The organism is Paraburkholderia phenazinium (assembly GCF_900142845.1).
GTDB classification, from domain to species: Bacteria; Pseudomonadota; Gammaproteobacteria; order Burkholderiales; family Burkholderiaceae; genus Paraburkholderia; species Paraburkholderia phenazinium_A.
This window is the reverse complement of the sequence record NZ_FSRU01000002.1, coordinates 3,434,111-3,458,338: the sequence shown is the minus strand read 5'-3', so window position 1 is coordinate 3,458,338 and position 24,228 is coordinate 3,434,111. Positions and strand designations below refer to the sequence as shown.

Annotated in this window: 20 protein-coding genes; 14 read left to right on the top strand and 6 right to left on the bottom strand. The window is 63.4% G+C overall.

What is annotated here, in order from left to right; all coding sequences use genetic code 11:
* From paaD to BUS12_RS32510, 5 genes are all read left to right on the top strand, one after another.
* The gene (gene paaD, locus BUS12_RS32530; protein WP_074301404.1) at nucleotides 1-561 is read left to right on the top strand and encodes a 1,2-phenylacetyl-CoA epoxidase subunit PaaD; all 561 of its coding nucleotides are present in this window, start codon (nucleotides 1-3) and stop codon (nucleotides 559-561) included.
* 1 nt (nucleotide 562) lies between these two features.
* Complete coding sequence (gene paaE, locus BUS12_RS32525) at nucleotides 563-1,651, top strand: 1,2-phenylacetyl-CoA epoxidase subunit PaaE (protein ID WP_074301403.1); 1,089 nt, start codon at nucleotides 563-565, stop codon at nucleotides 1,649-1,651.
* Nucleotides 1,652-1,800: 149 nt separating this feature from the next.
* Nucleotides 1,801-2,628, top strand: a complete 828-nt coding sequence (locus BUS12_RS32520) for a DUF1835 domain-containing protein (RefSeq protein ID WP_074301402.1) — start codon at nucleotides 1,801-1,803, stop codon at nucleotides 2,626-2,628.
* Between the two features lie 14 nt (nucleotides 2,629-2,642).
* Complete coding sequence (locus tag BUS12_RS32515; protein WP_074301401.1) at nucleotides 2,643-3,248, top strand: TetR/AcrR family transcriptional regulator; 606 nt, start codon at nucleotides 2,643-2,645, stop codon at nucleotides 3,246-3,248.
* 230 nt (nucleotides 3,249-3,478) lie between these two features.
* Nucleotides 3,479-4,147 carry a GNAT family N-acetyltransferase gene (locus BUS12_RS32510; protein ID WP_074301400.1) on the top strand — a complete coding sequence of 223 codons (669 nt, stop codon included), beginning with the start codon at nucleotides 3,479-3,481 and terminating at the stop codon, nucleotides 4,145-4,147.
* A gap of 144 nt (nucleotides 4,148-4,291) precedes the next feature.
* Here BUS12_RS32510 and BUS12_RS32505 read toward each other — a convergent pair whose 3' ends face one another.
* Nucleotides 4,292-4,810 carry an Lrp/AsnC family transcriptional regulator gene (locus BUS12_RS32505; protein ID WP_074301399.1) on the bottom strand — a complete coding sequence of 173 codons (519 nt, stop codon included), beginning with the start codon at nucleotides 4,808-4,810 and terminating at the stop codon, nucleotides 4,292-4,294.
* Between the two features lie 153 nt (nucleotides 4,811-4,963).
* Here BUS12_RS32505 and hppD point away from each other — a divergent pair, with 153 nt between their 5' ends.
* Nucleotides 4,964-6,061: a 4-hydroxyphenylpyruvate dioxygenase gene (hppD, locus tag BUS12_RS32500; protein ID WP_074301398.1), complete on the top strand. Its 1,098-nt coding sequence runs from the start codon at nucleotides 4,964-4,966 to the stop codon at nucleotides 6,059-6,061.
* A gap of 165 nt (nucleotides 6,062-6,226) precedes the next feature.
* Here hppD and BUS12_RS32495 read toward each other — a convergent pair whose 3' ends face one another.
* On the bottom strand, nucleotides 6,227-6,421 hold the full coding sequence (locus BUS12_RS32495) for a hypothetical protein (protein WP_074301397.1): 195 nt from the start codon (nucleotides 6,419-6,421) through the stop codon (nucleotides 6,227-6,229).
* Nucleotides 6,422-6,797: 376 nt separating this feature from the next.
* Between BUS12_RS32495 and BUS12_RS32490 the strand changes: the two genes are divergently transcribed.
* On the top strand, nucleotides 6,798-10,400 hold the full coding sequence (locus tag BUS12_RS32490; RefSeq protein ID WP_074301396.1) for an indolepyruvate ferredoxin oxidoreductase family protein: 3,603 nt from the start codon (nucleotides 6,798-6,800) through the stop codon (nucleotides 10,398-10,400).
* Between the two features lie 231 nt (nucleotides 10,401-10,631).
* On the opposite strand, the gene BUS12_RS32485 is transcribed toward BUS12_RS32490, so the two are convergent.
* Both BUS12_RS32485 and BUS12_RS32480 read right to left on the bottom strand, forming a co-directional pair.
* Entirely contained in the window at nucleotides 10,632-12,914 is a 2,283-nt protein-coding gene (locus tag BUS12_RS32485) for an NADP-dependent malic enzyme (RefSeq protein WP_074301395.1), read from the bottom strand.
* Nucleotides 12,915-13,266: 352 nt separating this feature from the next.
* Nucleotides 13,267-14,532 (bottom strand): MFS transporter, encoded by a 1,266-nt coding sequence (locus BUS12_RS32480; protein ID WP_074301824.1) that lies wholly within the window; start codon nucleotides 14,530-14,532, stop codon nucleotides 13,267-13,269.
* Between the two features lie 351 nt (nucleotides 14,533-14,883).
* Between BUS12_RS32480 and BUS12_RS32475 the strand changes: the two genes are divergently transcribed.
* Nucleotides 14,884-15,570, top strand: coding sequence for an orotate phosphoribosyltransferase (locus tag BUS12_RS32475; RefSeq protein WP_074301394.1), 687 nt, complete (start codon nucleotides 14,884-14,886; stop codon nucleotides 15,568-15,570).
* 150 nt (nucleotides 15,571-15,720) lie between these two features.
* Here BUS12_RS32475 and BUS12_RS32470 read toward each other — a convergent pair whose 3' ends face one another.
* Complete coding sequence (locus tag BUS12_RS32470) at nucleotides 15,721-16,410, bottom strand: response regulator (RefSeq protein WP_074301393.1); 690 nt, start codon at nucleotides 16,408-16,410, stop codon at nucleotides 15,721-15,723.
* A 333-nt stretch (nucleotides 16,411-16,743) separates the two neighbouring features.
* Here BUS12_RS32470 and BUS12_RS32465 point away from each other — a divergent pair, with 333 nt between their 5' ends.
* The 6 genes from BUS12_RS32465 (at nucleotide 16,744) to BUS12_RS32440 (ending at nucleotide 23,324) form a co-directional block, all read left to right on the top strand.
* Nucleotides 16,744-17,346, top strand: a complete 603-nt coding sequence (locus BUS12_RS32465; RefSeq protein ID WP_074301392.1) for a YbhB/YbcL family Raf kinase inhibitor-like protein — start codon at nucleotides 16,744-16,746, stop codon at nucleotides 17,344-17,346.
* A gap of 57 nt (nucleotides 17,347-17,403) precedes the next feature.
* On the top strand, nucleotides 17,404-17,973 hold the full coding sequence (locus BUS12_RS32460; protein WP_074301391.1) for a flavodoxin family protein: 570 nt from the start codon (nucleotides 17,404-17,406) through the stop codon (nucleotides 17,971-17,973).
* Nucleotides 17,974-18,228: 255 nt separating this feature from the next.
* Nucleotides 18,229-19,176 (top strand): N-acetyl-gamma-glutamyl-phosphate reductase, encoded by a 948-nt coding sequence (argC, locus tag BUS12_RS32455; protein ID WP_074301390.1) that lies wholly within the window; start codon nucleotides 18,229-18,231, stop codon nucleotides 19,174-19,176.
* 489 nt (nucleotides 19,177-19,665) lie between these two features.
* Complete coding sequence (locus BUS12_RS32450; RefSeq protein WP_074301389.1) at nucleotides 19,666-21,051, top strand: DUF2957 domain-containing protein; 1,386 nt, start codon at nucleotides 19,666-19,668, stop codon at nucleotides 21,049-21,051.
* A gap of 77 nt (nucleotides 21,052-21,128) precedes the next feature.
* The gene (locus tag BUS12_RS32445) at nucleotides 21,129-22,346 is read left to right on the top strand and encodes a DUF2957 domain-containing protein (protein ID WP_074301388.1); all 1,218 of its coding nucleotides are present in this window, start codon (nucleotides 21,129-21,131) and stop codon (nucleotides 22,344-22,346) included.
* Nucleotides 22,347-22,499: 153 nt separating this feature from the next.
* Entirely contained in the window at nucleotides 22,500-23,324 is an 825-nt protein-coding gene (locus BUS12_RS32440) for an OmpW/AlkL family protein (protein WP_074301387.1), read from the top strand.
* A 215-nt stretch (nucleotides 23,325-23,539) separates the two neighbouring features.
* Here the strand turns inward: BUS12_RS32440 and BUS12_RS32435 are convergent, their stop codons facing one another.
* The gene (locus BUS12_RS32435) at nucleotides 23,540-24,175 is read right to left on the bottom strand and encodes a LysE family translocator (RefSeq protein WP_074301386.1); all 636 of its coding nucleotides are present in this window, start codon (nucleotides 24,173-24,175) and stop codon (nucleotides 23,540-23,542) included.
* Between the last annotated feature and the right edge of the window lie 53 nt (nucleotides 24,176-24,228).

Sequence of the window (24,228 nt, the reverse complement as noted above, 5' to 3'; positions counted from 1 at the left end):
ATGACCTCGACCGCGAACCTCACGACCGCCACCGACCCCACGCTCGAGCGCGCGTGGGAGGTGCTCGAAAGCGTGCCCGACCCGGAGATTCCGGTGGTGTCGATTCGCGAGCTCGGCATTCTGCGCGACGTCCGCCGCGCCGCCGACGGCGTGCTCGAGGTCGTCATCACACCGACCTACTCGGGCTGTCCGGCGATGTCGCAAATCGCCGAGGACGTCGAGCACGCGCTCGAAGTGGCGAAACTCGCGCCGTACCGGGTCGCCACCGTGCTCGCCCCCGCCTGGACCACCGACTGGATGAGCGCCGACGCGCGCGAAAAACTGCGCGCTTACGGCATTGCCCCGCCTACTGGCAACTGTGGCGGCGAAACGCCGCAGCCGCCCGCTACGCCACGCGAGAAAGTGATCCGCTTCGTGCCTAAAGCGCTTCCGGCGCCGGCCTGCCCGCGCTGCGGCTCGGCTCACACCGAACGTCTCGCGCAGTTCGGCTCGACGGCCTGCAAGGCGCTGTACCGCTGCCTCGATTGCCGCGAACCCTTCGACTACTTCAAACCATACTGATATGGCCACCCCGCAATTTCACCCCCTGCGTATCCGCGAAGTCCGGCCCGAAACCGCCGATGCGGTCTCAGTCGCCTTCGACGTCCCTGCTGAACTGCGCGAGCAGTATCGCTTCACGCAAGGCCAGTTCGTGACGCTGAAAACGCACATCGACGGCGAGGAGACGCGCCGCTCGTATTCGATCTGCGTCGGCGTCACCGATTACGATCGCGACGGCGAACTGCGCATCGGCATCAAGCGCGTGCGGGGCGGCCGCTTTTCGAATTTCGCCTTCGACACCCTGCAACCGGGCCACACCATCGACGTCATGACGCCCGACGGCCGCTTCTTCACTCACCTGAACGCGGACCAGGGCCAGCAGTACATCGCCTTTTCCGGCGGCTCGGGCATCACGCCGGTGCTCGCCATCATCAAGACCACGCTCGAAGTCGAGCCGCGCAGCACTTTCACGCTTGTCTACGGCAATCGCAGCGTCGATCAGATCATGTTCGCCGAAGAGCTCGAAGACCTGAAGAACCGCTTCATGAACCGGTTCGTGCTGTACCACGTGCTGTCGGACGATCTGCAGGACGTCGAGTTGTTCAACGGCGTGCTGGATCAACAAAAGTGCGCGGCCTTCATCGAAAACCTGGTGCCCGCCGAGACCATCGACGAAGCGTTTATCTGCGGCCCCGCGCCGATGATGGACGCCGCCGAGGCCGCACTGAAGGCGGCGGGCGTGCCGCACGAAAGCATTCACGTCGAACGCTTCGGCTCGCCGTTGCCGCAGGCCGGGGTTCCGCCTGTCGAGATCACCGAAGACACACCGGCCGCCGACCTCGAAATCGTCCTCGACGGCAAGAAACGCAAGCTGCGTCTGCCTTATCAGGGTGTGAGCGTGCTGGACGTCGGCCTGAAGGCCGGGCTCGCGCTGCCCTACGCCTGCAAAGGCGGCGTGTGCTGCACCTGCCGCGCCAAGGTGCTTGAAGGCGAAGTGCGGATGGAAAAGAACTACACGCTGGAAGAACACGAAATCCGCGACGGCTTCGTGCTGACGTGCCAGTGCCACCCGGTCAGCGACCGCGTCGTGGTCAGCTACGACGAGCGTTAAGCCACATACGGGCGCCTATCTTCCACGATGCACGCCTGAGTGCTTTCAGCTCATCCGCGATCCGCTTACACTAAGGGCCGCTCGCGATCGGGACCCGGTTCCGCTCGCCAAGCGGCCTTTTTTGTGACTGATTTGCCTGCGAGCTGTCGATGAGCACGATCCACCTGACCAACGGCGATGTCGCCGCCGACTCCCTGCGTACCGCCCTGCAACAGGCAGGTCGAGACGATCCCGTGCAGGCGTTGCGCGACGACCTTGCGGTCGGCCCGCTGCGCGGCGCCGACGACACGCCCGAGGTACGCGCCGAGTTCTGGCAACGGGTGATGGACGGCGCCCAACGCGATGGCGCACCGCGAAATTTCCTGCGCGAATTCAGCGAGCAGGCCGCGGCGCTGGAGCAAGTTGCGGCCGCGGACACCCAGGTCGTCGTCTGGCACGGCGACAGCGCCGCCGACCAGTTGACCCTGCGCCGAGTCTGCTATCACCTGCGCAACAGCCCACAGCGCCTGAACGAGGTCCGCCTTTCGATTCGCGACCTCACCGATCCCGGCGCCGCCGCCCATAGCCGGGTAGACCGCGCGACGTCGGTCGGCATGTTCGCTCCCGCCGTCCTGCAAGCGCGGCTCGCGGACGTCGCGCCGATCTCGGTGCTGCGCATCAGCCGCCTCGCCCTGGAATGGCAGGAGGTCAAACAGGCGAACGGCGAGACCCGCCGCTGGCGCGACAACACCTTCACCAGCGGCACCTTCGGCGATCTGGACGCGCTGATCCTCGAACACGCCAGCGACGCCTGGCAACCTGCCGCCCGGATCGCCGCGCAACTGATGGTCACCGAACTGGGCTTTCTGGTCAGCGACAGCCTCGTACTCTGGCGCTTTCGGGAACTGGCCGCGGGCGGGCGCGTCTGCCTGCGCGGCAACGCCTCCGCCTGGCATGCGCTGGAGCTGCGCGCCGCCCTTTCCACCTGCTCAAGCTAAGGATTCCAAGGACCATGGCCCGCACCCGCGCACCCGACCACGAAACCCAGCGCGATCAGATCCTCGAACTGGCTGCGGCCAAGTTCGCCCAGACGAGCTATCCGAGCACCTCGATGGCCGATCTGGCCGCGGCGAGCGGCACCTCCAAGGCACGTCTGTACCACTATTACGAGAGCAAGGAAGCGATCCTGTTCGACCTGCTCGACCGTTACACGAAGCGGCTGATGCTGATCATCGCGGAGGTGGAAGGCGCGAGCCAGCGGCGCGGGCTGACCGAGCGCGAAACCTTCGCCGAACTGATCCGCGCGTTTCTCTCCGAATATGAAAACTCGCACAGCCGGCATGTTGCGCTGCTGAACGACGTCAAATACCTGGTCGACGCGCAGCGCGAGATCGTCCTGAACCGCCAGCGGGACGTCGTGGCGGCGTTTGCCCGCCAGTTGACGCGCGCCTACCCCGAGCGCGCCACCCGCGAAAACCAGACAGCGCTGACAATGATGGTGTTCGGCATGATCAACTGGACCTTCACGTGGCTGAAACCCGGCGGCCGCATGGGCTACCGGGAATTTGCCGAGCAGGTGGTCGAGATGGTCGATCACGGGCTGAAGGCGGCCGAGTAGCCTCCTCCTGTTGCGCAGCAGCATTCAGCGTGGCCTGGGGACCACAGGCCGTAGTCTTGCGTATTCAAAACAGATAATCGTTAATAATCAAATATATAAAAATAGGTTCGCAACAAAATAGAACGGACCGTCGAATTGACATCCGGGTTTTCCCTAGTTATGGGATGGCGTTTCCGATAGAATTGACCTTGCGGTGCACCATGCCGCTTGATCAATAGGAGAACCCAACCATGACTACGCCTACCACTCGCGCCGCCGAGCCGATCGTCACAGCCGATCGCCTGTTGCAAACGGGCGGTCGTGCACATGCCCTGGTACGGGAACTGACTGCGGTCGACCGCGAACGCCTGCTGACGCACTTCCTCGCCCTGGCCGAAGACGACCGTCTGCTGCGCTTCGGCCAGATCGTGCCGGACCACGTGATCGAAAACTACGTGCGCGCCATCGATTTCACCCGCGACACCGTGTTCGGCGTCTTCGACAACCAGTTGCAACTGGTCGGCGTCGGCCACCTCGCCTATCTGCCCGCGGAAGGCGACAAGCGCACGGCCGAGTTCGGCGTGTCGGTGCTGGAAAGCGTGCGCGGCCAGGGTATCGGCAGCAGGCTGTTCGAGCGCGCCGCTATTCGCAGCCGCAACACGCACGTCACGACGCTCTATATGCATTGCCTGTCGCGTAACTCGACGATGATGCACATTGCCAAGAAAGCCGGCATGAAGATCGAATACGCGTACGGCGAAGCCGACGCCTATCTGACGCTGCCGCCGGCCGACCAGTCGAGCATCATCGCCGAAATGCTCCAGGAGCAGGCCGCCGTGTTCGACTATGCGTTGAAGCGCCAGGCGCGTCAGGCGTCCAGGATTTTCGAATCGTTTCTGCCTGCGGCTGTGGCTGCATAAGCGGCGCCGGGCAGCAAACAAGCAAAAGGGCGGCTCGGCCGCCCTTTTGCTTTTGCCCAGCCGGAGCCGTGTCTGCAGTTGGCAGCGGTGGCGGTAGCGAACCGTGCGGCAGCAGCCGCACCTTGCAGCAGCGCCCTCGTCGCCTCACAAAATCGGCAACGCCGTGGTCTCCTTGAACGTCTCGAGGGAAAAGCTCGACTTCACGTCGATCACCGACGGATGGTGCAGCAAGCGGTCCTGCACGAAGCGCGAAAAGTGCGCCATATCCTCCACCTGCACGCGTAGCAGGTAATCCATATCCCCCGTCATGGCGTGGCAGGCGACCACCTCCGGCCAGGTCTGCACCGCAGCGCGAAACAGATCCGCATGCGTCGCGCCTGCCCGCAGAGGCGTGCCGTCGCCGGGCGGGCTGAGCGTCGGCCCGCCGCGTTTTTCCAGCCGTACATTCACATACGCAAGCAAATCGAGGCCGAGCCGCTGTGCGTCGAGCAACGCCACATAGCCACGGATCACCCCGCTCTCCTCCAACCGGCGAATACGCCGCAGACAGGGACTCGGCGACAGGTTCACCCGCTCCGCAATCTCCTGATTCGACAGCCTGCCGTTCTCCTGCAGGATGGTGAGAATCCGCCGGTCGATCGCGTCCATCTCGATATTAGCCATTTTCTGCCGCCCGATAGGCCATTTAAGCCATGAAGTAGCGCCAGCCTACGCAAGCACGATTAAGTTCGCAAGTTTTTGCCTCACACAGGCCTTTACACTTGCGTCATTCCATCGCGCATCGCGTACATCCCCATCAGGCATCAGGAGACAGACATGCAGGTTCAAACCTGGGACAACCCCGTCGGCACCGACGGCTTCGAGTTCATCGAGTACACCGCTCCGGATCCCAAGGCGCTCGGCAAACTGTTCGAACAGATGGGCTTCACCGCGATCGCGCGGCATCGTCACAAGGACGTGACGCTGTATCGCCAGGGCGAGATCAACTTCATCGTCAACGGCGAACCGGATTCGTTCGCTCAGCGCTTCACGCGCCTGCACGGCCCGTCGATCTGCGCCATCGCCTTCCGCGTGCAGGACGCCGCCAAGGCGTACAAACAGGCGCTCGAAAAAGGCGCATGGGGCTTCGACAACAAAACCGGCCCGATGGAGCTGAACATCCCGGCGATCAAGGGCATCGGCGATTCCCTGATCTATTTCGTCGACCGCTGGCGCGGCAAGAACGGCGCGGAGCCGAACAGCATCGGCGACATCAGCATCTACGACGTCGACTTCGTGCCGATTCCCGGCGCCAACCCGAACCCGGTCGGCCACGGCCTCACCTATATCGACCACCTGACCCACAACGTGCACCGCGGCCGCATGCAGGAGTGGGCGGAGTTCTACGAGCGCCTGTTCAACTTCCGCGAAGTGCGCTACTTCGACATCGAAGGCAAGGTGACGGGCGTGAAGTCGAAGGCGATGACTTCGCCGTGCGGCAAGATCCGCATTCCGATCAACGAGGAAGGGTCGGAAACGGCCGGCCAGATCCAGGAATACCTCGACGCGTATCACGGCGAAGGCATCCAGCACATCGCACTCGGCAGCAACGACATCTATCGCACGGTCGACGGACTGCGCGAAGCGAAGATCTCGCTGCTCGATACGATCGACACGTACTACGAGCTGGTCGATCGCCGCGTGCCGAATCACGGCGAGCCGCTCGACGAACTGCGCAAGCGCAAGATCCTGATCGACGGCGCGCCCGAAGACCTGTTGCTGCAGATCTTCACCGAAAACCAGATTGGCCCGATCTTCTTCGAGATCATTCAGCGCAAGGGCAATCAGGGCTTCGGGGAAGGCAACTTCAAGGCATTGTTCGAATCGATCGAGCTGGACCAGATTCGCCGCGGTGTTGTGCAGGACAAGGCGTAAAGCCTCGGCATCACGCTGAACCCGGCGCGGCGGAAGACGCCGCGCCAAACGCCGCGCCAATAGAAAAGGGCGGGGATCTTACGATCTCCGCCCTTCGTCGTTTGCGCCGCCGCCTGGTTTCGGGCGACGGCAAGGAATGGGCCGACAAATCGCCTCAGCGATTCATCAGGAAGCCTGTTCGTCCTCGTCGGACTCGCTCGACAATGTGATGCGTTCCGAAGCGAGGCTCACCGGCGCAACTTGCGCGGTGTGGGCGACCGCGTTCGCGAGGGTTCTCGCGCCGCTCGAGCGAACCGGCGCGCTCATGGCAAAAAATGCTGCCGAGACCATCAGGAAGGTCTGGATGTTTCTGGTGTTCATGCGTACTCCTTGTCTAACAGCCTGTTGTCGTGAAGCTCCACCAACCGCGGAGCGTTGCGCAGACACGTGCACAGGTGGGTGGTTAGACAGGCTTTTCAAGTGCGGTTCCGCAAGTTTGAAGCTTTTACAGCTTGTTACACGAATCAACGAAAAGTTTTCAATTCGGCGACGTGCCGTCATCACGGCGTCACTCACCGCATCGCCAATCGCCTGAAATGCGCGCTGCATGACGGCACTTTTGGTGCCATGCGGCGGGTTTCTCCCAGTGCTACCATCCCTCAAAACACGTCAATATTGCGACCCCGGTCCGGGCATCCACAAGATGCCGAGGCCAACAAGTTTTGGTGATCCCAAACAGGGTGGAGGAGTACACATAATGAATGCCCCGCTAGACGCTGGTCAGCGAGCCTCGCTCGATGCCGCGCTAAATTCCGTCACGCTCGACGACAAATACACGCTCGAACGCGGTCGCGCGTACATGAGCGGTATTCAGGCGCTCGTGCGTCTGCCGATGCTGCAGCAGGAGCGCGACAAGGCTGCAGGGCTGAATACCGCCGGTTTCATTTCCGGCTATCGCGGGTCTCCGCTTGGCGGTCTCGACCAATCGCTGTGGAAGGCGAAGCAGCACCTCGCCGCACACCAGGTCGTGTTCCAGCCCGGCGTCAACGAAGACCTCGCCGCCACCGCCGTGTGGGGTTCGCAACAGGTCAATCTGTATCCGAACGCCAAATACGATGGCGTGTTCTCGATGTGGTACGGCAAGGGGCCCGGCGTCGACCGCTCGGGCGACGTCCTGAAGCACGGCAATTCGGCCGGTTCGGCGCAACATGGCGGCGTGCTCGTGCTCGCCGGCGACGACCATGCCGCCAAGTCCTCGACGCTCGCGCATCAGTCCGAACACATGTTCAAGGCGTGCGGCCTGCCGGTGCTGTTCCCGTCGAACGTGCAGGAATATCTCGACTTCGGCCTGCACGGCTGGGCGATGAGCCGCTATTCCGGCCTGTGGGTCGCCATGAAGTGCGTGACCGACGTGGTGGAATCGTCGGCTTCGGTGGATATCGATCCGCATCGCACGAAGATCGTCTTGCCGGAAGACTTCGTCATGCCCGACGGCGGCCTGAATATCCGCTGGCCCGATCCGCCGCTGGTGCAGGAAGCGCGTCTGCTCGACTACAAGTGGTACGCCGCGCTCGCCTACGTCCGCGCCAACAAGCTCGACCGCGTGGAGATCGACTCGCAGAACGCGCGCTTCGGCATCATGACCGGCGGCAAGGCCTATCTCGACGTACGTCAGGCGCTGACCGACCTCGGCCTCGACGACGAAACCTGTTCGCGCATCGGCATTCGCCTCTATAAGGTGGGCTGCGTGTGGCCGCTCGAAGCGCAAGGCGCGCACGCGTTTGCCCGCGGCCTCGAAGAAATTCTGGTGGTCGAGGAAAAGCGTCAGATTCTCGAGTACGCGATCAAGGAAGAGCTGTACAACTGGCCCGACGCACAGCGTCCGCGCGTGTTCGGCAAGTTCGACGAGAAGGACGGCGCGGGCGGCGAATGGTCGGTGCCGATGGGCAACTGGCTGCTGCCGGCGCACTACGAACTGTCGCCGGCAATCATCGCCAAGGCGATCGCCACGCGTCTGGACAAGTTCGACCTGCCGTCCGACGTGCGCGCGCGCATCGCCATGCGGATTGCCGTGATCGAAGCGAAGGAAAAGGCCTTGGCCCGGCCGCGCGTGGAAGTGGAGCGCAAGCCGTGGTTCTGCTCCGGCTGTCCGCACAACACGTCGACCAACGTGCCGGAAGGCTCGCGGGCGATGGCCGGCATTGGCTGCCACTACATGACCGTGTGGATGGACCGCAGCACCAGCACTTTCAGCCAGATGGGCGGTGAAGGCGTCGCGTGGATCGGCCAGGCGCCGTTCACCAACGACAAGCACGTGTTCGCCAACCTCGGCGACGGCACCTACTTCCACTCGGGGCTGCTGGCGATTCGCGCGGCGATCGCGTCGAAGGCGAACATCACCTACAAGATTCTCTACAACGACGCCGTGGCCATGACGGGCGGCCAGCCGGTCGACGGCGTGCTGACCGTGCCGCAGATCACGCATCAGCTCGCCGCCGAGGGCGCGACGAAGATCGTGATCGTCACCGACGAGCCGGAGAAGTACAACGCAAACGTCGGTCTCGCGCCGGGCATCACGATCCATCACCGCGACCAGCTCGACGACGTGCAGCGCGCGCTGCGCGACATTGCCGGCACGTCGATCCTGATCTACGACCAGACCTGCGCCACCGAAAAACGCCGCCGCCGCAAACGCGGCACCTATCCGGATCCGGCGCGCCGTGTGGTGATCAACGAAGCCGTCTGCGAAGGCTGCGGCGACTGCTCGGTGAAGTCGAACTGTCTGTCGGTCGAGCCGCTCGATACCGAATACGGCACCAAGCGCCAGATCAACCAATCCACCTGCAACAAGGATTTCTCGTGCGTGAACGGCTTTTGTCCGAGCTTCGTCTCGGTCGAAGGCGGACAGCTGCGCAAGCCCAAAGCGTCGTCAGGCGCGACGGCCGATGCCATGCCGCCGGTGCCGGCGCCCGAGTTGCCGTCGATCGAGCGGCCGTATGGCGTGCTCGTGACTGGTGTGGGCGGCACAGGCGTCGTGACGATCGGCGCGCTGCTTGGTATGGCGGCCCACCTCGAGAACAAGGGTGTGACAGTGCTGGACGTGACCGGCCTCGCGCAGAAGGGCGGCGCCGTGATGAGCCACGTGCAGATCGCGAAGCAACCCGCCGACATCCACGCGACGCGTATCGCCATGGGTGAAGCGAGTCTGGTGATCGGTTGCGACGCCATCGTCACGGCCAGCGACGAATGCGTCTCGCGGATGCAGGTGGGACGCACGCGCGTCGTGCTGAACAGCGCGCATACGCCGACCGCCGCTTTCATCAAGAACCCGAACTGGCAATTCCCCGGCGCCGACGCGGAGTCCGACGTGCGTCTGGGTGCGGGCGACACCGGGGTCGATGCAATCGACGCCAATCATTTTGCCGTCGCGCTACTCGGCGATGCGATTTACACGAACCCGTTCGTGCTGGGCTATGCGTGGCAAAAAGGCTGGGTACCGCTGCTGTACGAATCGCTGATGCGCGCGATCGAACTGAACGCGGTGCAGGTCGAGAAAAACCGCGCGGCCTTCGAATGGGGCCGCCGTGCCGCACACGACCTCGCGTTGGTGCGCAAGCTTGCGCAGTCGCAGGGGCGCAGCGGCGCTGCTGCTGAAACGACCACCAGCAAGATCATCTCGCTGCATACGCCGAAGGCACTCGACACGCTGATCGACAAGCGCGCCGAGTATCTCACCGCATGGCAGGACGACGCCTACGCGGCGCGCTATCGCGAACTCGTGGCGCAGGTGCGGGTGGCGGAATCCGCGCTCGACATGGGCGACGGTCAACTGCCGTTGACCGAAGCGGTGGCGAAGAACCTGCATAAGCTGATGGCCTACAAGGACGAGTACGAAGTTGCACGCCTGTACGCCGATCCCGCGTTCATCGAAAAACTGAAGGCGAGTTTCGAGGGCGACTGGAAGGTCAACCTTCACCTTGCACCGCCGGCTTTCTCGAAGAAGGACGCGCACGGTCATCTGATCAAAAAGAAGTACGGACCGTGGATCCTCAGCGCCATGCGCGTGCTCGCGAAGCTCAAGTTCCTGCGCGGCACCGCGTTCGATGTGTTCGGCAAGACGGAGGAACGTCGCACCGAGCGGGCGCTGATCGGCGAGTACGAGGCGCTGGTGCGTGAAGTGATCGGCGGGTTGAGCGCGCAAAAGCACGCCTTGGCCGTCGAACTCGCGAACCTGCCTGACGGTATCCGTGGCTACGGACACGTGAAGGAAAACAACCTGAAGGGTGTGCGCGTGAAGTGGCAGGGCTTGCTGGCTCGCTGGCGCTCCCCGCAAGGCGATCAGGCACAGCACGCGGCCTGAGCGGCGATTATCCTCGCGGTTTGACGATGCGGTAGATGGAAATGGAAAAGGCGGCTGCCCGTAAGGACAGCCGCCTTTTTTGCATGTGGCCTACGCACACGACTCATGCGCGGGAACGGGCGGCACTGCCGCCCACCACGAACAACACCCGTTCCCGTTCCGTGGCGTTTTTGCTTGCCGTCTGCAAGCGCCGCAACGCGACGCTACCTGCATCAGATGCAATAGGAAGCGCTACTCCGCGTTCACCCGCACCCGCGCATTGGCCGAGGCCACTGCCGTCATGTTGATGATCCGGCGCACGGTTGCCGCCGGCGTCAGGATATGTACCGGCTTCTCCGAACCGAGCAGGAACGGCCCCACCGTCACGCCTTCGCCGCCGATCATCTTCAGCAGGTTGTACGTGATGTTCGCGGCTTCCACGTTCGGCATGATCAGCAGGTTCGCCTCGCCCGTGAGCTTCGTGCCCGGGAACGCCGCCTTGCGGACCATCTCCGACAACGCGGCATCGCCATGCATCTCACCGTCGATTTCGAGCTCAGGCGCACGTTGCACGATCAGCTTGCGTGCTTCGGCCATCCGTTGCGACGAAGCCGACGGCACGCTGCCGAAGTTCGAGTTCGACAGCAGCGCGACCTTCGGCGTAATGCCGAACTTCTCGATCTCGCTGGCGGCCAGCACCGTCATGTCGGCGAGCTGCTCTGCGGTCGGCACTTCGTTGATGTACGTATCGCAGATGAACAGGTTGCGGCCCGGCAGCATCAGCAGATTCATCGCCGCCAGGTTCTGCACGTTTTCGGCCTTGCCGAGCACCTGGTCGACGAACTTCAGATGGCTTTGGTACGTGTCGATCATCCCGCAGATCATGCCGTCCGCGTCACCCAGACGCACGAGGATCGCGCCGATCAGCGTGTTGAACTTGCGCAGCGCCGCCTTCGCGACTTCCGGCGTGACGCCTTCGCGCGCACCGATCTCGTGGTATTCCTGCCAGCACTTCTGATAGCGCGGATCGTCTTCCGGATTGACGATCTCGAAGTCCTCGCCGCACTTGAGCTTCGAGCCCATCTTCTTCAGACGCATGTCGATCACTGCCGGACGGCCGACGAGAATCGGCTTGGCGATCTTCTCCAGCAATACGAACTGCGCCGCGCGCAGCACGCGCTCGTCCTCGCCTTCCGCAAACACGATGCGCGCCGGCGCCGACTTCGCCGCGGCGAACACCGGACGCATCACCATGCCGGTACGGTAGACGGTGGTGCCGAGCTCTTCGCGGTAGGCTTCCATGTCCTTGATCGGACGGGTCGCCACGCCGGAGTCCATCGCGGCCTGCGCGACGGCCGGCGCGATCTTGATGATCAGGCGCGGGTCGAACGGCTTCGGGATCAGGTAGTCCGGGCCGAACTCGAGCGTGTGGCCTTCATAGGCCTTCGCCACTTCGTCGCCCTGGTCGGTTTCTTCGGCCAGTTCCGCGATGGCGCGCACGCAGGCGAGCTTCATCTCTTCCGTGATGGTGGTCGCGCCCACGTCGAGCGCGCCGCGGAAGATGAACGGGAAACACAGCACGTTGTTGACCTGGTTCGGATAGTCCGAACGGCCCGTGGCGATGATCGCGTCCGGGCGCACCTTCTTCGCTTCTTCCGGACGGATTTCCGGTTCTGGATTCGCCAGTGCGAGGATCAGCGGCTGGGTGCCCATCTCCACCACCATTTCCGGCTTCAGCACGCCCGCGCTCGAGCAGCCGAGGAACACGTCGGCGCCGCGAATCGCGTCGCCGAGCGTACGCGCATCGGTGTTCGCCGCGTAGCGCTCCTTCGACGGATCCAGATTGCCGCGCCCTTCGTAGATCACGCCTTTCGAATCCGCGACCAGCACGTTCTTCTTCGAGAGGCCCAGGTGCACCAGCAGGTCCAGACAGGCAATTGCCGCAGCGCCTGCGCCCGAGCAAACGAGCTTCACTTCTTCGAGCTTCTTGCCGACCACCTTCAGGCCGTTCAGGATCGCCGCCGAAGCGATGATCGCGGTACCGTGCTGGTCATCGTGGAAGACCGGAATCTTCATGCGCTCGCGCAGCTTCTTCTCGATGTAGAAACATTCCGGCGCCTTGATGTCTTCCAGGTTGATGCCGCCCAGGGTCGGCTCGAGCATCGCAATGGCTTCGACCAGCTTGTCCGGATCCGTCTCGGACAGTTCGATGTCGAACACGTCGATACCGGCGAACTTCTTGAACAGACACCCCTTGCCTTCCATCACGGGCTTGGCCGCGAGCGGGCCAATGTTGCCGAGACCGAGCACGGCGGTGCCGTTCGTGATCACGCCCACGAGGTTGCCGCGCGAGGTGTATTTTTGCGCGTCGAGCGGTTCCTCGTAGATCGCCATGCAGGCTGCGGCGACACCCGGCGAGTACGCGAGCGACAGGTCGAGCTGGTTCGACAGAGGCTTGGTCGGCGTGACCGAAATCTTGCCGGGCTTCGGATTCTGGTGATACGCGAGAGCGCTTTGCTTCAGTTGTTCGTCCATTTTTTGGCCTGCGAGACGTAAGTAAATTGGGCGCGGCCCGCTTGGGCCCGGCCCAGCGTGCCGTGTGCCTCGCTTGCATGAATCGAATGGGTAATCGACTGCAGCGGTTTTCGCTTGCGCCGGTTAGGCGCCGCGTCGAACCTGAGCGGTTGGCAAGACGGCACAGAGCTTTTGCGGGGGAGTTAGTGTACACCCCGCATGGGCCATTACGCGTGACCTTTAGATGCGCTAACCATCGGCGAAACAAGGACTTGATCGCGCACGGCGCAGGTCGCCGCAATGCTGCGGCGCGTCATCGCACAGCGGTGTCCGGCGCTGTCACGACAGTTCGCACAGGCGTGAAGCGGATCACTCAGTCGAGTGCGGCGCCACGACGTTCGGGGATCAGGAAAAGCGTCGCGAGAATGTCGAGCAGGTAGATCGAGGCAAGCAGCGCGAGCGCGGCACCGAACGAATACCGCGCCGCCAGCGCACCGACCACGACCGGCCCAAAACCGCCCACGGCACGCCCGATGTTGAACAGAACATTTTGCGCAGTGGCCCGCGCCTCGGTGGGATACAACTCGGAAATCAGCGCGCCGTAACCGCCGATCATGCCGTTGACGAACACGCCCATCACGGCGCCGCCGATCAACAGCGCGAACGGCGTACTCAGGTGTGCGTAGACAAACACCATCACGACCGCGCCCGCCTGATAGAACAGGAAGGTCGGCTTGCGGCCAAAGCGGTCGGCTGCGATGCCGAACAGCCAGATGCCGAGGCCCATGCCGAGCACCGTCACGGAGGTCCACAAGCCGGATTTGGTCAGCGAATAGCCGAAGGTTTTAGACAGATAGCTGGGCAGCCAGATCATCAGGCCGTAGTAGCCGAAGTTCTGCACCGAACAGAGAATCGCCACACCGACGCTCGCGCGCGCGGTGCGTGCGTCGGCCACGAGACGCCTGAGCGGCAGCTTGCGTGCGGTGCCGCCTTGTCCTGCGTGCCGCGTATGCCGCGCGTGTTCCGCACGCTCGACAAACAACGCCGGCTCCTCGACGCGTCGCCGCACGACGAACGACACCACCGCAGGCACGAGTCCCAGCGCGAACATGCCGCGCCAGCCGATGATCGGCAACAGCAGCGGCGTCAGCAGTGCGGCGGCCAGCACGCCCAGTTGCCAGCCCAGCCCCACGTACGACGACACCCGCGCCCGCTGCGACGCCGGCCAGGCCTCCGCGACGAGCGTCATGCCAATGCCGAACTCCCCGCCGAGTCCGAGACCGGCAACGGTCCGGTAAGCGAGCAGATCCGTATAGCCTTGCGCCAGCGCGCACAGACCGGTGAACACCGCGAAGATCAGGATGGTCCACGTGAGCATCCGAACCCGACCGAAGTAGTCGCTCAACACGCCGAAGACGATGCCGCCCGCCACCGCGCCGATCAGCGTCCAGGTGACGAGCGAGCCCGCCTGGGCGGAGGAAAGATGCAGGTCCGCGGCGATGACCGGCAGCATGAAGCCGAGGATCAGCAGGTCGAAGCCGTCCATCGCGTAGCCAAGCACTGCCGCGAGCAGGGCACGGCCGGCATAGCCGCGTTGCGCGCTCGCGCGGGAGGTGGGGGAAGTAGAGGCGACAGTCATCGAAAGCATCCCGTAGGGCGCGGCTGCGGTGACGATATCGGCGCCGGGGCCGCCCGCCCCTGAAAATTCGCGTGAGTGTAATCGGCGCCCGCCGGGGCCACAAGCAAGCCAAAAAAGGCGGTCGCGCCGGAGCGGCGCCGTCGCTATAGCCGTCATTAAGGGTTTTCACGCGCGACAGCCTCCTCGGAAGTGTCCGAATCGGGTAAAATGTCGGGCTACGCGCGTAGCAAAACCGGCCTGCACTCCACTGACCGGCTGCGTGTTCCGCCCATCAGGCGCGGAATGCCCCGCTTGCTGCGCCACCGGGCCGCTGCGCCCGCGCCCTCCCCGCTCTCACCCAAGGATCCGCCCATGACAGGCTTCGATCGCCAGACGATCTCCGACACGACCGCCAAGATGCTGCTGGAAGTGCAAGCAGTTCACTTCAACGCGGAAAAACCGTACATCTTCACGTCCGGCTGGGCGAGCCCGGTGTATATCGACTGCCGCAAGCTGATCTCGTATCCGCGCGTGCGCCGCGGCCTGATGGAAATGGCCGAAGCCACCATCCTGCGCGACGTCGGCTATGAGCAGATCGACGCGGTCGCCGGTGGCGAAACCGCCGGCATCCCGTTCGCGGCATGGCTCTCCGACCGCCTGATGGTGCCGATGCAATACGTGCGCAAGAAGCCGAAGGGTTTCGGCCGTAACGCGCAGATCGAAGGTCTGCTGACGGAAGGCCAGCGCGTGCTGCTGGTGGAAGACCTCACCACCGACAGCCGCAGCAAGATCAACTTCATCAACGCGCTGCGCACCGCCGGCGCGACGGTGAACCACTGCTTCGTGCTGTTCCACTACAACATCTTCAAGGAAAGCGTGTCGGTGCTGAAAGACATTGATGTCGATCTGCACGCGCTCGCCACCTGGTGGGACGTGCTGCGCGTCGCCAAGGAAAACAGCTACTTCGACACGAAGACGCTCGACGAAGTCGAAAAATTCCTGCACGCGCCGGCCGAGTGGTCGGCTGCGCACGGCGGCGCGACCGCGTCGCCGCAGTAAGCTCGCCTTAATCGACTGAGTCTGGACCGTCGAACGCGGTCCGATCCCAGTCCGGATGGCTGACGTTAAAAAGGGCTGCCTGTCGGCACGACAGGCAGCCCTTTTTCCATCCGTCACACGCACGCGGCCGGAACACAGCCGCGGACCGCGTCAGGGTAAATCGCCCTGCTCCCCCACCGAATACGACGACAGATTCAGCAAACCATTGCTTTGCGCGTATTGAAACAGTTCGGAATCGCGATCAATGCCGAGCTTGCGCATGGCAGTGTTCTTCTGCGTGCTGATGGTCTTGATACTGCGGTTCAACTGTTCCGAGATTTCCTTGATGGTCATGCCGGACACAAACAGCCGCACCACCTCCAGTTCGCGCTTCGACAGAATCACCTCGTCACTCTTGCCGCCCGCATTCATGCGCAGCGTGTCGAGCGAGGCCTTGACCGATGGGCTCATGTATTCGAGATTGCGGCTGACGTGCTGAACCGCGAGTCCGATATGACTCAGGTCGTCCGCCTTGTTGACGACCGACGTGACCCCGAGTTCGCTCAGCCGCTTGAGCAGCGCCGCATTCTCGAGCATCGTCAATACGACGATTGGCAGAGTAGGAAAATTACGACGCAAATAGCCGATGAGGGGCAAGCCGTCGCCGTACTGTCCGCCGGGCATTGCCAGATCGGTTACCAGCACGTCGCAAGGGACGGTCTGCAACACCTTGATGAGTTCAGTTGACTGGCGTGCGCGCGCAACCACCTGAATGCCGGGGAATTTGAGCAGCGCGTGCTCCGCGCCGAACAAAATCACCGGATGATCATCGGCCACGACCACCCTGACTGGATCTGGCATTGCTCTCCCTTTGCCTGATAACACGCTCTCCAAAACCTCAGCCATGCGTCATTCTTGAATTGTAGGTTCCAGGTTGCAAATGTGTGAACTTGCTTGCGGCCCGGCTCACGGGCGCAATTCATCTGACTATAGCCCATTTCCTGGCGGCTCGGCCCGTCAGAGCGTGGCGCGAAATCCCACAAAGCAAATGTTAGATGCCATTCGACCGCGGGGCACAAAATAGGGACAATAATGATCGTGAGGATGATGGTTCACCGATCCGCGCAAGAACCTTGCATGGGATCGGAGTAAGCGCTAAAGCGCTCACTCCGTTCGACAAAGGAGAATCGGCACATGCGCTCGCGTTGCCTGGTCGTTTCGTTTGCTTCGCCCCGTACCCGAACACCGTCTTTCGCCATTGCGTTGCTCAGCCTCGCGCTCGCCGTCGCGCATGGACCACGTGCGCTCGCCGAGGGTCCGTTTACGCTGACGAGCACAAGCTTGCGCGATGGCGGCACCGTCGACGCCGCCCAGGTTTTCGACCAGGACGATTGCAAGGGCAGCAACCGCTCGCCGCAATTGTCCTGGCATGACGCGCCACAAGGCACGCGCAGTTTTGCGGTCACCATCTTCGACCCCGATGCACCCGGCCCCGGCTGGTGGCACTGGGCGGTAGCGCAGATCCCGGCCAACATCGACCGATTGCCCGAGAATGCCAGCGCATCAGGCTACGTGAAGAAGATCGGCGCCGTCGAAGGGCGCAACGACTTCGACATCGACGGCTATGGCGGACCCTGCCCGCCGGCAGGCAAAGCGCATCGCTATGTGGTCACCGTGTATGCGCTCAACACCACCGATCTTCGGCTCGCCCAAGGCAGGCCGGCGCTGATGTTCGATCATGAGATCGGCACCGCCACCCTCGGCAGTGCGCGAATCGTGGTCAACTACGGACGCTAGGGCGCAGGTTCCACGGCGCCCGTCCTGCTGCTGCGCTCAACCCTCATGGAGAGTCTTATGTCGAAGATTGTCATCGTGTACCACAGCGGCTACGGCCATACGAAGAAGGTCGCCGAGGCCGTGCTTGCCGGCACGCTCGGCGCCGGCGCGGAGGCGAAGCTGCTTGCGGTCGGTGAACTGGACGACGCCGGCTGGGCCGAACTCGACGCCGCCGACGCCATCGTTTTCGGCGCACCGACCTACATGGGCGGCGCTTCCGCCGACTTCAAGAAATTCGCGGATGCCAGTTCGAAAGCGTGGTTCGGCCAGAAGTGGAAAGACAAGATCGCCGCCGGCTTCACCAACTCTGCGACGATGAACGGCGACAAATTCTCCACGATCCAGTACTTCGTCACGCTGGCCATGCAGCACGGCATGATCTGGGCGGGTACCGGCATCATGCCGGCTAATACCAAAGCGGCGACCCGCGACGACCTGAACTACGTGGGCGGCTCTACCGGCCTGCTGACGCAATCGCCCGCCGATGCTTCGCCGGAAGAAGCGCCGCCGTCGGGCGATCTCGAAACGGCGAAGGTATTCGGAGCGCGCATCGTGGCCGTGACGGCGCGCTGGAACGCCGCGCGCTGAGATCGGGCGGCGGGCCTGCTCATGGACGGCTGAAGCACCCAGGTGGTCACCCCTGTGCCATCCTGCGCCACCCAGCGCTGCGAACCCGCCGTCAACGGATGGCATCTGGCGCATAAAACCGTCATCTCAGTGTCATTTCCACGGCGCAACGTCGTTTTTCGACGATGTTTGCGCACACGTGCCGCCATCCGGTCTTAAAATGACGTTCCGGCGCACTCCGGCGCCTCCGTATTCCCGTAAGCCAGTGAGATTGAGATGAGCACGAAAGTATTTGTCGACGGACAGGAAGGTACGACCGGCCTGAAGATTTTCGAATACCTGTCGCAACGCGCCGACGTAGAGATCCTGCGTATCGAGGAAGCGAAGCGCAAGGACCTCGAGGAGCGTCGTCGTCTCATCAACGCGTCGGACGTCACGTTCCTGTGCCTGCCGGATGTCGCGTCGCGCGAATCGGCGTCGCTCGTCGCGAACGACCACACTGTGCTGATCGACGCGAGCACCGCGTTCCGGACCAGCGCCGACTGGGCGTACGGCTTGCCGGAACTGGCCCGCTCGCAACGCGAGCGCCTGCGTACCGCCAAGCGCATTGCCGTGCCCGGCTGTCACGCCTCGGCCTTCGTGCTGGCCATGCGGCCGTTGGTCGAAGCCGGCGTGGTTGCGCCGGAGTTCGCCGCGCACAGCTATTCGATCACCGGCTACAGCGGCGGCGGCAAGAAGATGATTGCGGACTACGAAGCAGGCGGCAACGACAGGCTGAAGAGCCCGCGCCCCTACGCGCTGGGTCTCACGCACAAGCACCTGCCGGAGATGGCGGCTCACACCGGTCTGAAGTCGGCACCGGTGTTCACGCCGATCGTCGGCGACTTCTACAAGGGTCTCGCCGTCACCACTTACTTCTCGCCGAACCAGTTGGCGAAGAAGGCCACGCCGCAAGACGTGCTCGCGCTGTTCGCCGAGTACTACGCGGGTGAAGCGTTCGTGCGCGTCGCCCCGTTCGATGCCGAAGCGAACCTCGACGGCGGCTTCTTCGACGTGCAGGCCAACAACGACACCAACCGCGTCGACCTGTTCGTATTCGGCAGCGAAGAGCGCTTTGTCACCGTCGCGCGTCTCGACAATCTGGGCAAGGGCGCCTCGGGTGCCGCCATCCAGTGCATGAACCTCGCGATCGGCACCGCCGAAGACAGCGGATTGAAACGCTAATCCCGTTCCGCCCGGCGGCGCTTTGCCGTCATTCAATCAAAAAGCCGGTTTTCATAAACCGGCTTTTTTTCGTTTCAAATACCCGCTTTAAAAGTTTCATTCCGCATACCTAATTAGTACTAGTCCCAATTACTTCTAAACGGAACCTTGCCGTTATACAGCGATCGGTAAATCGTTCACCATGACGATTCAGCCTGCATAGATTGCCGCCTGGGGAAACACCCGATTCTTTCACGAACGGTCGTTCGCAGATGATAGAGCCATTTTGCTCCAAGGCTTGACAGGCAAGCGTGTGCGGCGAAGCAACGCTGCAGCTCCCTCACCCGAAAAATCGTTTTTTGTTTAAAAGGCTCGCCAACCTCACGGTAGCAAGAGTCGCACGTTTCAGAGGCTGTTTGAATCGGTCTTTTTAGACGGTTCTGTCAATTGACAGCCCTGAAGCGTGCAGCGAAATTACTTCGCACAATTACACGAAAGGGAGACAGCAGCATGTGGGACGCCATAAACAGAGGCCTCGCATTGGCCCTTATCACCGCTCCATTGTTAATCGCCTGCGGCGGCGGCAGCGCCAGCAATCCGAGTGCGGTCAATGCGCCGCAATGTTCTGGATCGAGTTGCACCGGGCAGGGCGCGCCGACCTCGGGTACGGTGGCGTCGCTCTGTCCCGCGACGGCGGATATCGGCAACACCACGTATCTGGGCGGCGCCGGCAGCGGCGAAGTGGTGAGCCTGAACATCAACGCCACGGCCATGACGTACACGCTGTCGTGGCTCGAATCCCCCATTCCGCTGGCGACCGGCACCGTGTCGCCGACCCGCGCGGGCGTGCAGATCACCGGCCCGGTTGCGCATCCGCCTACCGGCGCCCTGCCGACCGCCGAGCAGATACGCTGCGCGTTCGTGCTGGAGCCGGGCACCGGCTCGGGACCCAACGGTACCTACAGCACCTCGGCTAATTTCAACGCCGCCAATCCGCCGACGATCTTCGTGGGTCTCGGCGTGGCAGGCGGCGGCATTCCGGGCGCGACGGTGCAGTTCAGCGGGGTCCTGACCGGCATCGGCGCCGTGGATAACCGTCACTTCGACTTTTACCCGTTCCTCGCCTTCGCCAACACGACCACGGATATCACGAAGCTGCCGGGGACCTATAACGGCCTGCTCTACCACCTGACGCCATCCGGTAATTCGGGCAACTACGCGACCGTCGGCACGAGCACTATCGAAACCTTCGATTCCACCGGCGCCTGCACATCCACCCAAAGCACTTCGGGCTTCTCGCCCAATGCAGGCGGCTGCCTGACCACCGGCAATCCGTACACGCTCGACAGCAACGGCTATTTCGACAGCGCCGCAGCGCCGCAGATCATTACCCAGACCTTGCCGACCGGCAAATCGGGCGTCGCGCACATGATCCTCGGCCAGTTGAACGGCGCAACCATCCCGCTCGTCGTGCGTACCGGCAACGTCAATATCGGCGCCCTGCAGGTCGACGACGAATCCGGCATCGCCATGCTCGCGCCGGCCACGGCGCTGGCCTCGGGCGGCTTCGATGGCGGCTATGTCGGCGCGGATTCGAACTTCGACTACACCGCGACGCTGATCAACGGGGCCAGCGGCACCTTCGTCAATCCGGGAACGTCGAGCGCCGAGGACGGCTTCAGCCTGACTTACGGCGTCGCGGCGAGCCCGGGTCTCGTCGGCGTCACGGCCCAGACGACCAGCGGGACCACGGCGAGCGGCTTTGCCATTGCCGGAGGCGGCCTGTACGCGATCCTCATCCAGGGCGAGGAAAACAACGGGGTGGCATCGACTTCGGCCATTTCGGGGACGGCGGAGAGCCCGTACTTCGGCATCGGCGCACAGGTCAACAAGTAAAAGAGACGCAGCGGGATCGAGGGATGGCCGGACCGGGAGCCGGCCATCGACAACGAGAACATTCAGGAGAGGGCAGTATGAAATGGAAATTCCTTGCGGCACTGGCTTTGACAGCGCCGCTGGTGACAGCATGCGGCGGCGGCGGCAACACGCCGCCGGCACCGGCTCCGGCAGCCCTGTGTCCGACCACGCTTGACTACAGCACGGTCTACACGGGCGGCGGCGGCGACGGCGAACTCGCCAAGCTGCAGATCGACACCACCAAGATGACCTGGCAGATCACCTATGTCGAATCGCCAGTTCCAGCGACCACGGGCACCGTCACGCCCACGCGCGCGGGCACGACCGTCAGCGGCTCGCTGACCCAGGAAACCGGCCTGCCGACCGCCAAGCTCAACCAGTGCGCGTATCAGTTGAACGGCGCCAGCCTCGACCCGACCCGTCCGGCGCGCGTCTTCATCGGCGAAGGCGTCGCGGGCGGCACGATCCCCGGTGCGCAGATTCAGTTCGGTGGTGTGCTCGGCGTGGGCGCCGTGCCCGACACGACGTTCCCGTACTACCCGTTCATCGGTTTCTCGTCGATTGAAACGAACATCGCGAACGTGGCCGGCACCTACAACCAGCTCGGCTATCACCAGATTCCGTCGCAGAACTTCCTGCCGGTCTCGGTGGACACGAAGATCACCATCAACAGCGACGGTACCTGGACCGAGTGCGACAACAGCGGCATCAACGCCGGCAAATGCCAGCAGCCCGGAACCAACCTCGTGCAGTCGTCGGACGGCAGCGGCGCGTTCGAAACCGACAACTTCCAGGGGCAGGCCAAAGCCACCCTCGCCACGACCCCGGCGGCCAAGGGCTTCATGATCGTCGGCAAGTTGCGCGGCCAGTTGGTGCCGATCCTGGTGCGCACCGGCGTCGCCAATCCGGCGGCCTTGCTGGCGGACGACGAATCGGGCATTTCGATTCTCGCGCCACAGTCGACGATCGCGGTGAACTCGCAGAACGGTGAGTACATCGGCGTGGACAGCCAGTTCGACTACCGCACGACGGCGCTTGAAGGCACCGAGGCCACGCTGCTCGATCCGTTCAACGCGTCGCAGGCTTCGCTCGCGACGGCGCTGAATCTCGACTTCACCGAGACGGTGCCGGGCGAAGTGACGACGACCCACGTGGGCGCATCGACGGGCACGACGCCGACCGGAAAGATGATCTTCACGGGTGGTGTGTTCGGCTACCTGGATCTGACGACGCCCGCATCGCCCTACTTCACGATCGGCGCGTTCGTTCAGTAATGGACGCAGCGAACCCTGTCACCACGTAACGAGGCAACCGCTCCCCGGCTGCGGCATCCGCAGCGGCCGGGGTCTGCCCAGAGCGCGACGTCCATGCGGGAATCGAACCCCGCCGGCGCGCGCAGCAGGCATGCCCGCCCCAGGAGGAAGGTCATGAAAAGAATATTTATCGCGGCGCTGGCCACGTGCCTGTCGCTCAGCGCCCACGCCCAGCAGGCGGGCGACAACGTCGCCGTGCTCGGCTGGTTCCACGTCGCGCCGCAAGACTCGAGTTCGGCGCTGACCACCAACGTCGCGCCGACGCCGATCAACACGCCGCTGCGCCTGCCGAACTCATTCACCTCGGCCGGCACCGGTCTGTCGACCAACAACGCGGACACGGTCGGCCTCGTCTTCAGCCACTTCCTGACCGACCACATTGCGATTACCTCGGTTGCGGGCGTGCCGCCGGTGTTCAAGGTCTACGGTCACGGCACGATCATGCCGCCCGGGCCGGCCGGCGCGCTCGGCAGTCAGAATCTGGGCGACCCGTCGAGCAATCCGATCATCAAGAGCGTGCGCCAGTGGAGCCCGGCGGCGATCCTGCAGTACTACTTCAACCAGCCGACCGCCAAGTTCCGCCCGTTCGTGGGTGTCGGGGTGTCGTACAACTGGTTTTCCGACATCCAGTTGAATCCGAACTTCGTGACGTCGACGCAGAACAATCTCGGCTCCGTGCTGGCCGCCGGCGCAGGCAAGCCGGGCACCACCCAGGTGTCGGCGAAGGCTTCGTCGTCCTGGCAACCGGTGTTCAACGCGGGCGCGGAGTACAACATTACGAATCACTGGGGTCTGGTGGCCTCGATCACCTATATCCCGCTGAAGACCACCTCGTCGGTGATCGTCAAGGCAGCGGACGGTACGGAACTCGCGGTGAGCAAGGCGGAACTGAAGGCCGACCCGATCATCTCGTTCCTGGCCGTTTCGTATAAGTTTTGAAGCGCGCCGGCAATGCTACCGGGACGGATCGGGGTGTGGCGGCAAGTGGGGAAAACGCAGGACGAAAAAAAGCCCGCCTACTTGGGCGGGCTGAATCCATATCAGAGGAGACATGGAGGAGACAAGACAAATACTAGCAAACCGCTTGGTGCGGCGCAACATGATAATTAGGGTAGACCCTCAACGTTGCGTTTACACAACAGCCCAATCTGCCGCTAGCGGCGCACCAGCGCCATCATCGCGCCGAAGCCGACGAACACGCCACCCGTCAGACGATTGAACGCCTTGGCGACATTGCGGCTCTTCAGCCGGGCGCCGATACGGGTGCCGAAGCCGGCATAAACCAGATACCAGCTCACTTCGATCACCGCGAAGGTGGCGACGAGTACGCCGAACTGCGGCAGCGTCGGGCGGCTCGCGTCGATGAACTGCGGCAGCAGGGCCGCGGCGAACAGAATCGCCTTGGGATTGCTGCCGGCCACCAGAAAACCGTTGCGAAAGAGCGCAAAACGCGAGCGCGCCGGTTTCGCGGCAAGCATGTCGGCATCGTGCACCGGGGCCTCGTCGGCGGGCGCGCGCCACGACTTGACGCCCAGATAGACCAGATACGCGGCGCCGATCATGCGTAGCCCGTTGAACATGGCCGGCCACGCTTCGAGGAACACGCCCAGCCCGGCCGCCGATACCGACAGCATCAGCACCAGCGCCGACAGGCAGCCGGCCATCGTCGCGCTCGAACGGCGCAGCCCGTGCTGCGCGCCGTGGGTCATGACGAGCAACATGTTCGGACCGGGAATGGCGGAAACGACGAAGACGGTAGCAACGAACAGCCACCAGGTATGCAGGCTCATGATCGACACGGTGAGGAAAGGGCAGGACAGGCATTATGCCCGCCCGCGGCCTG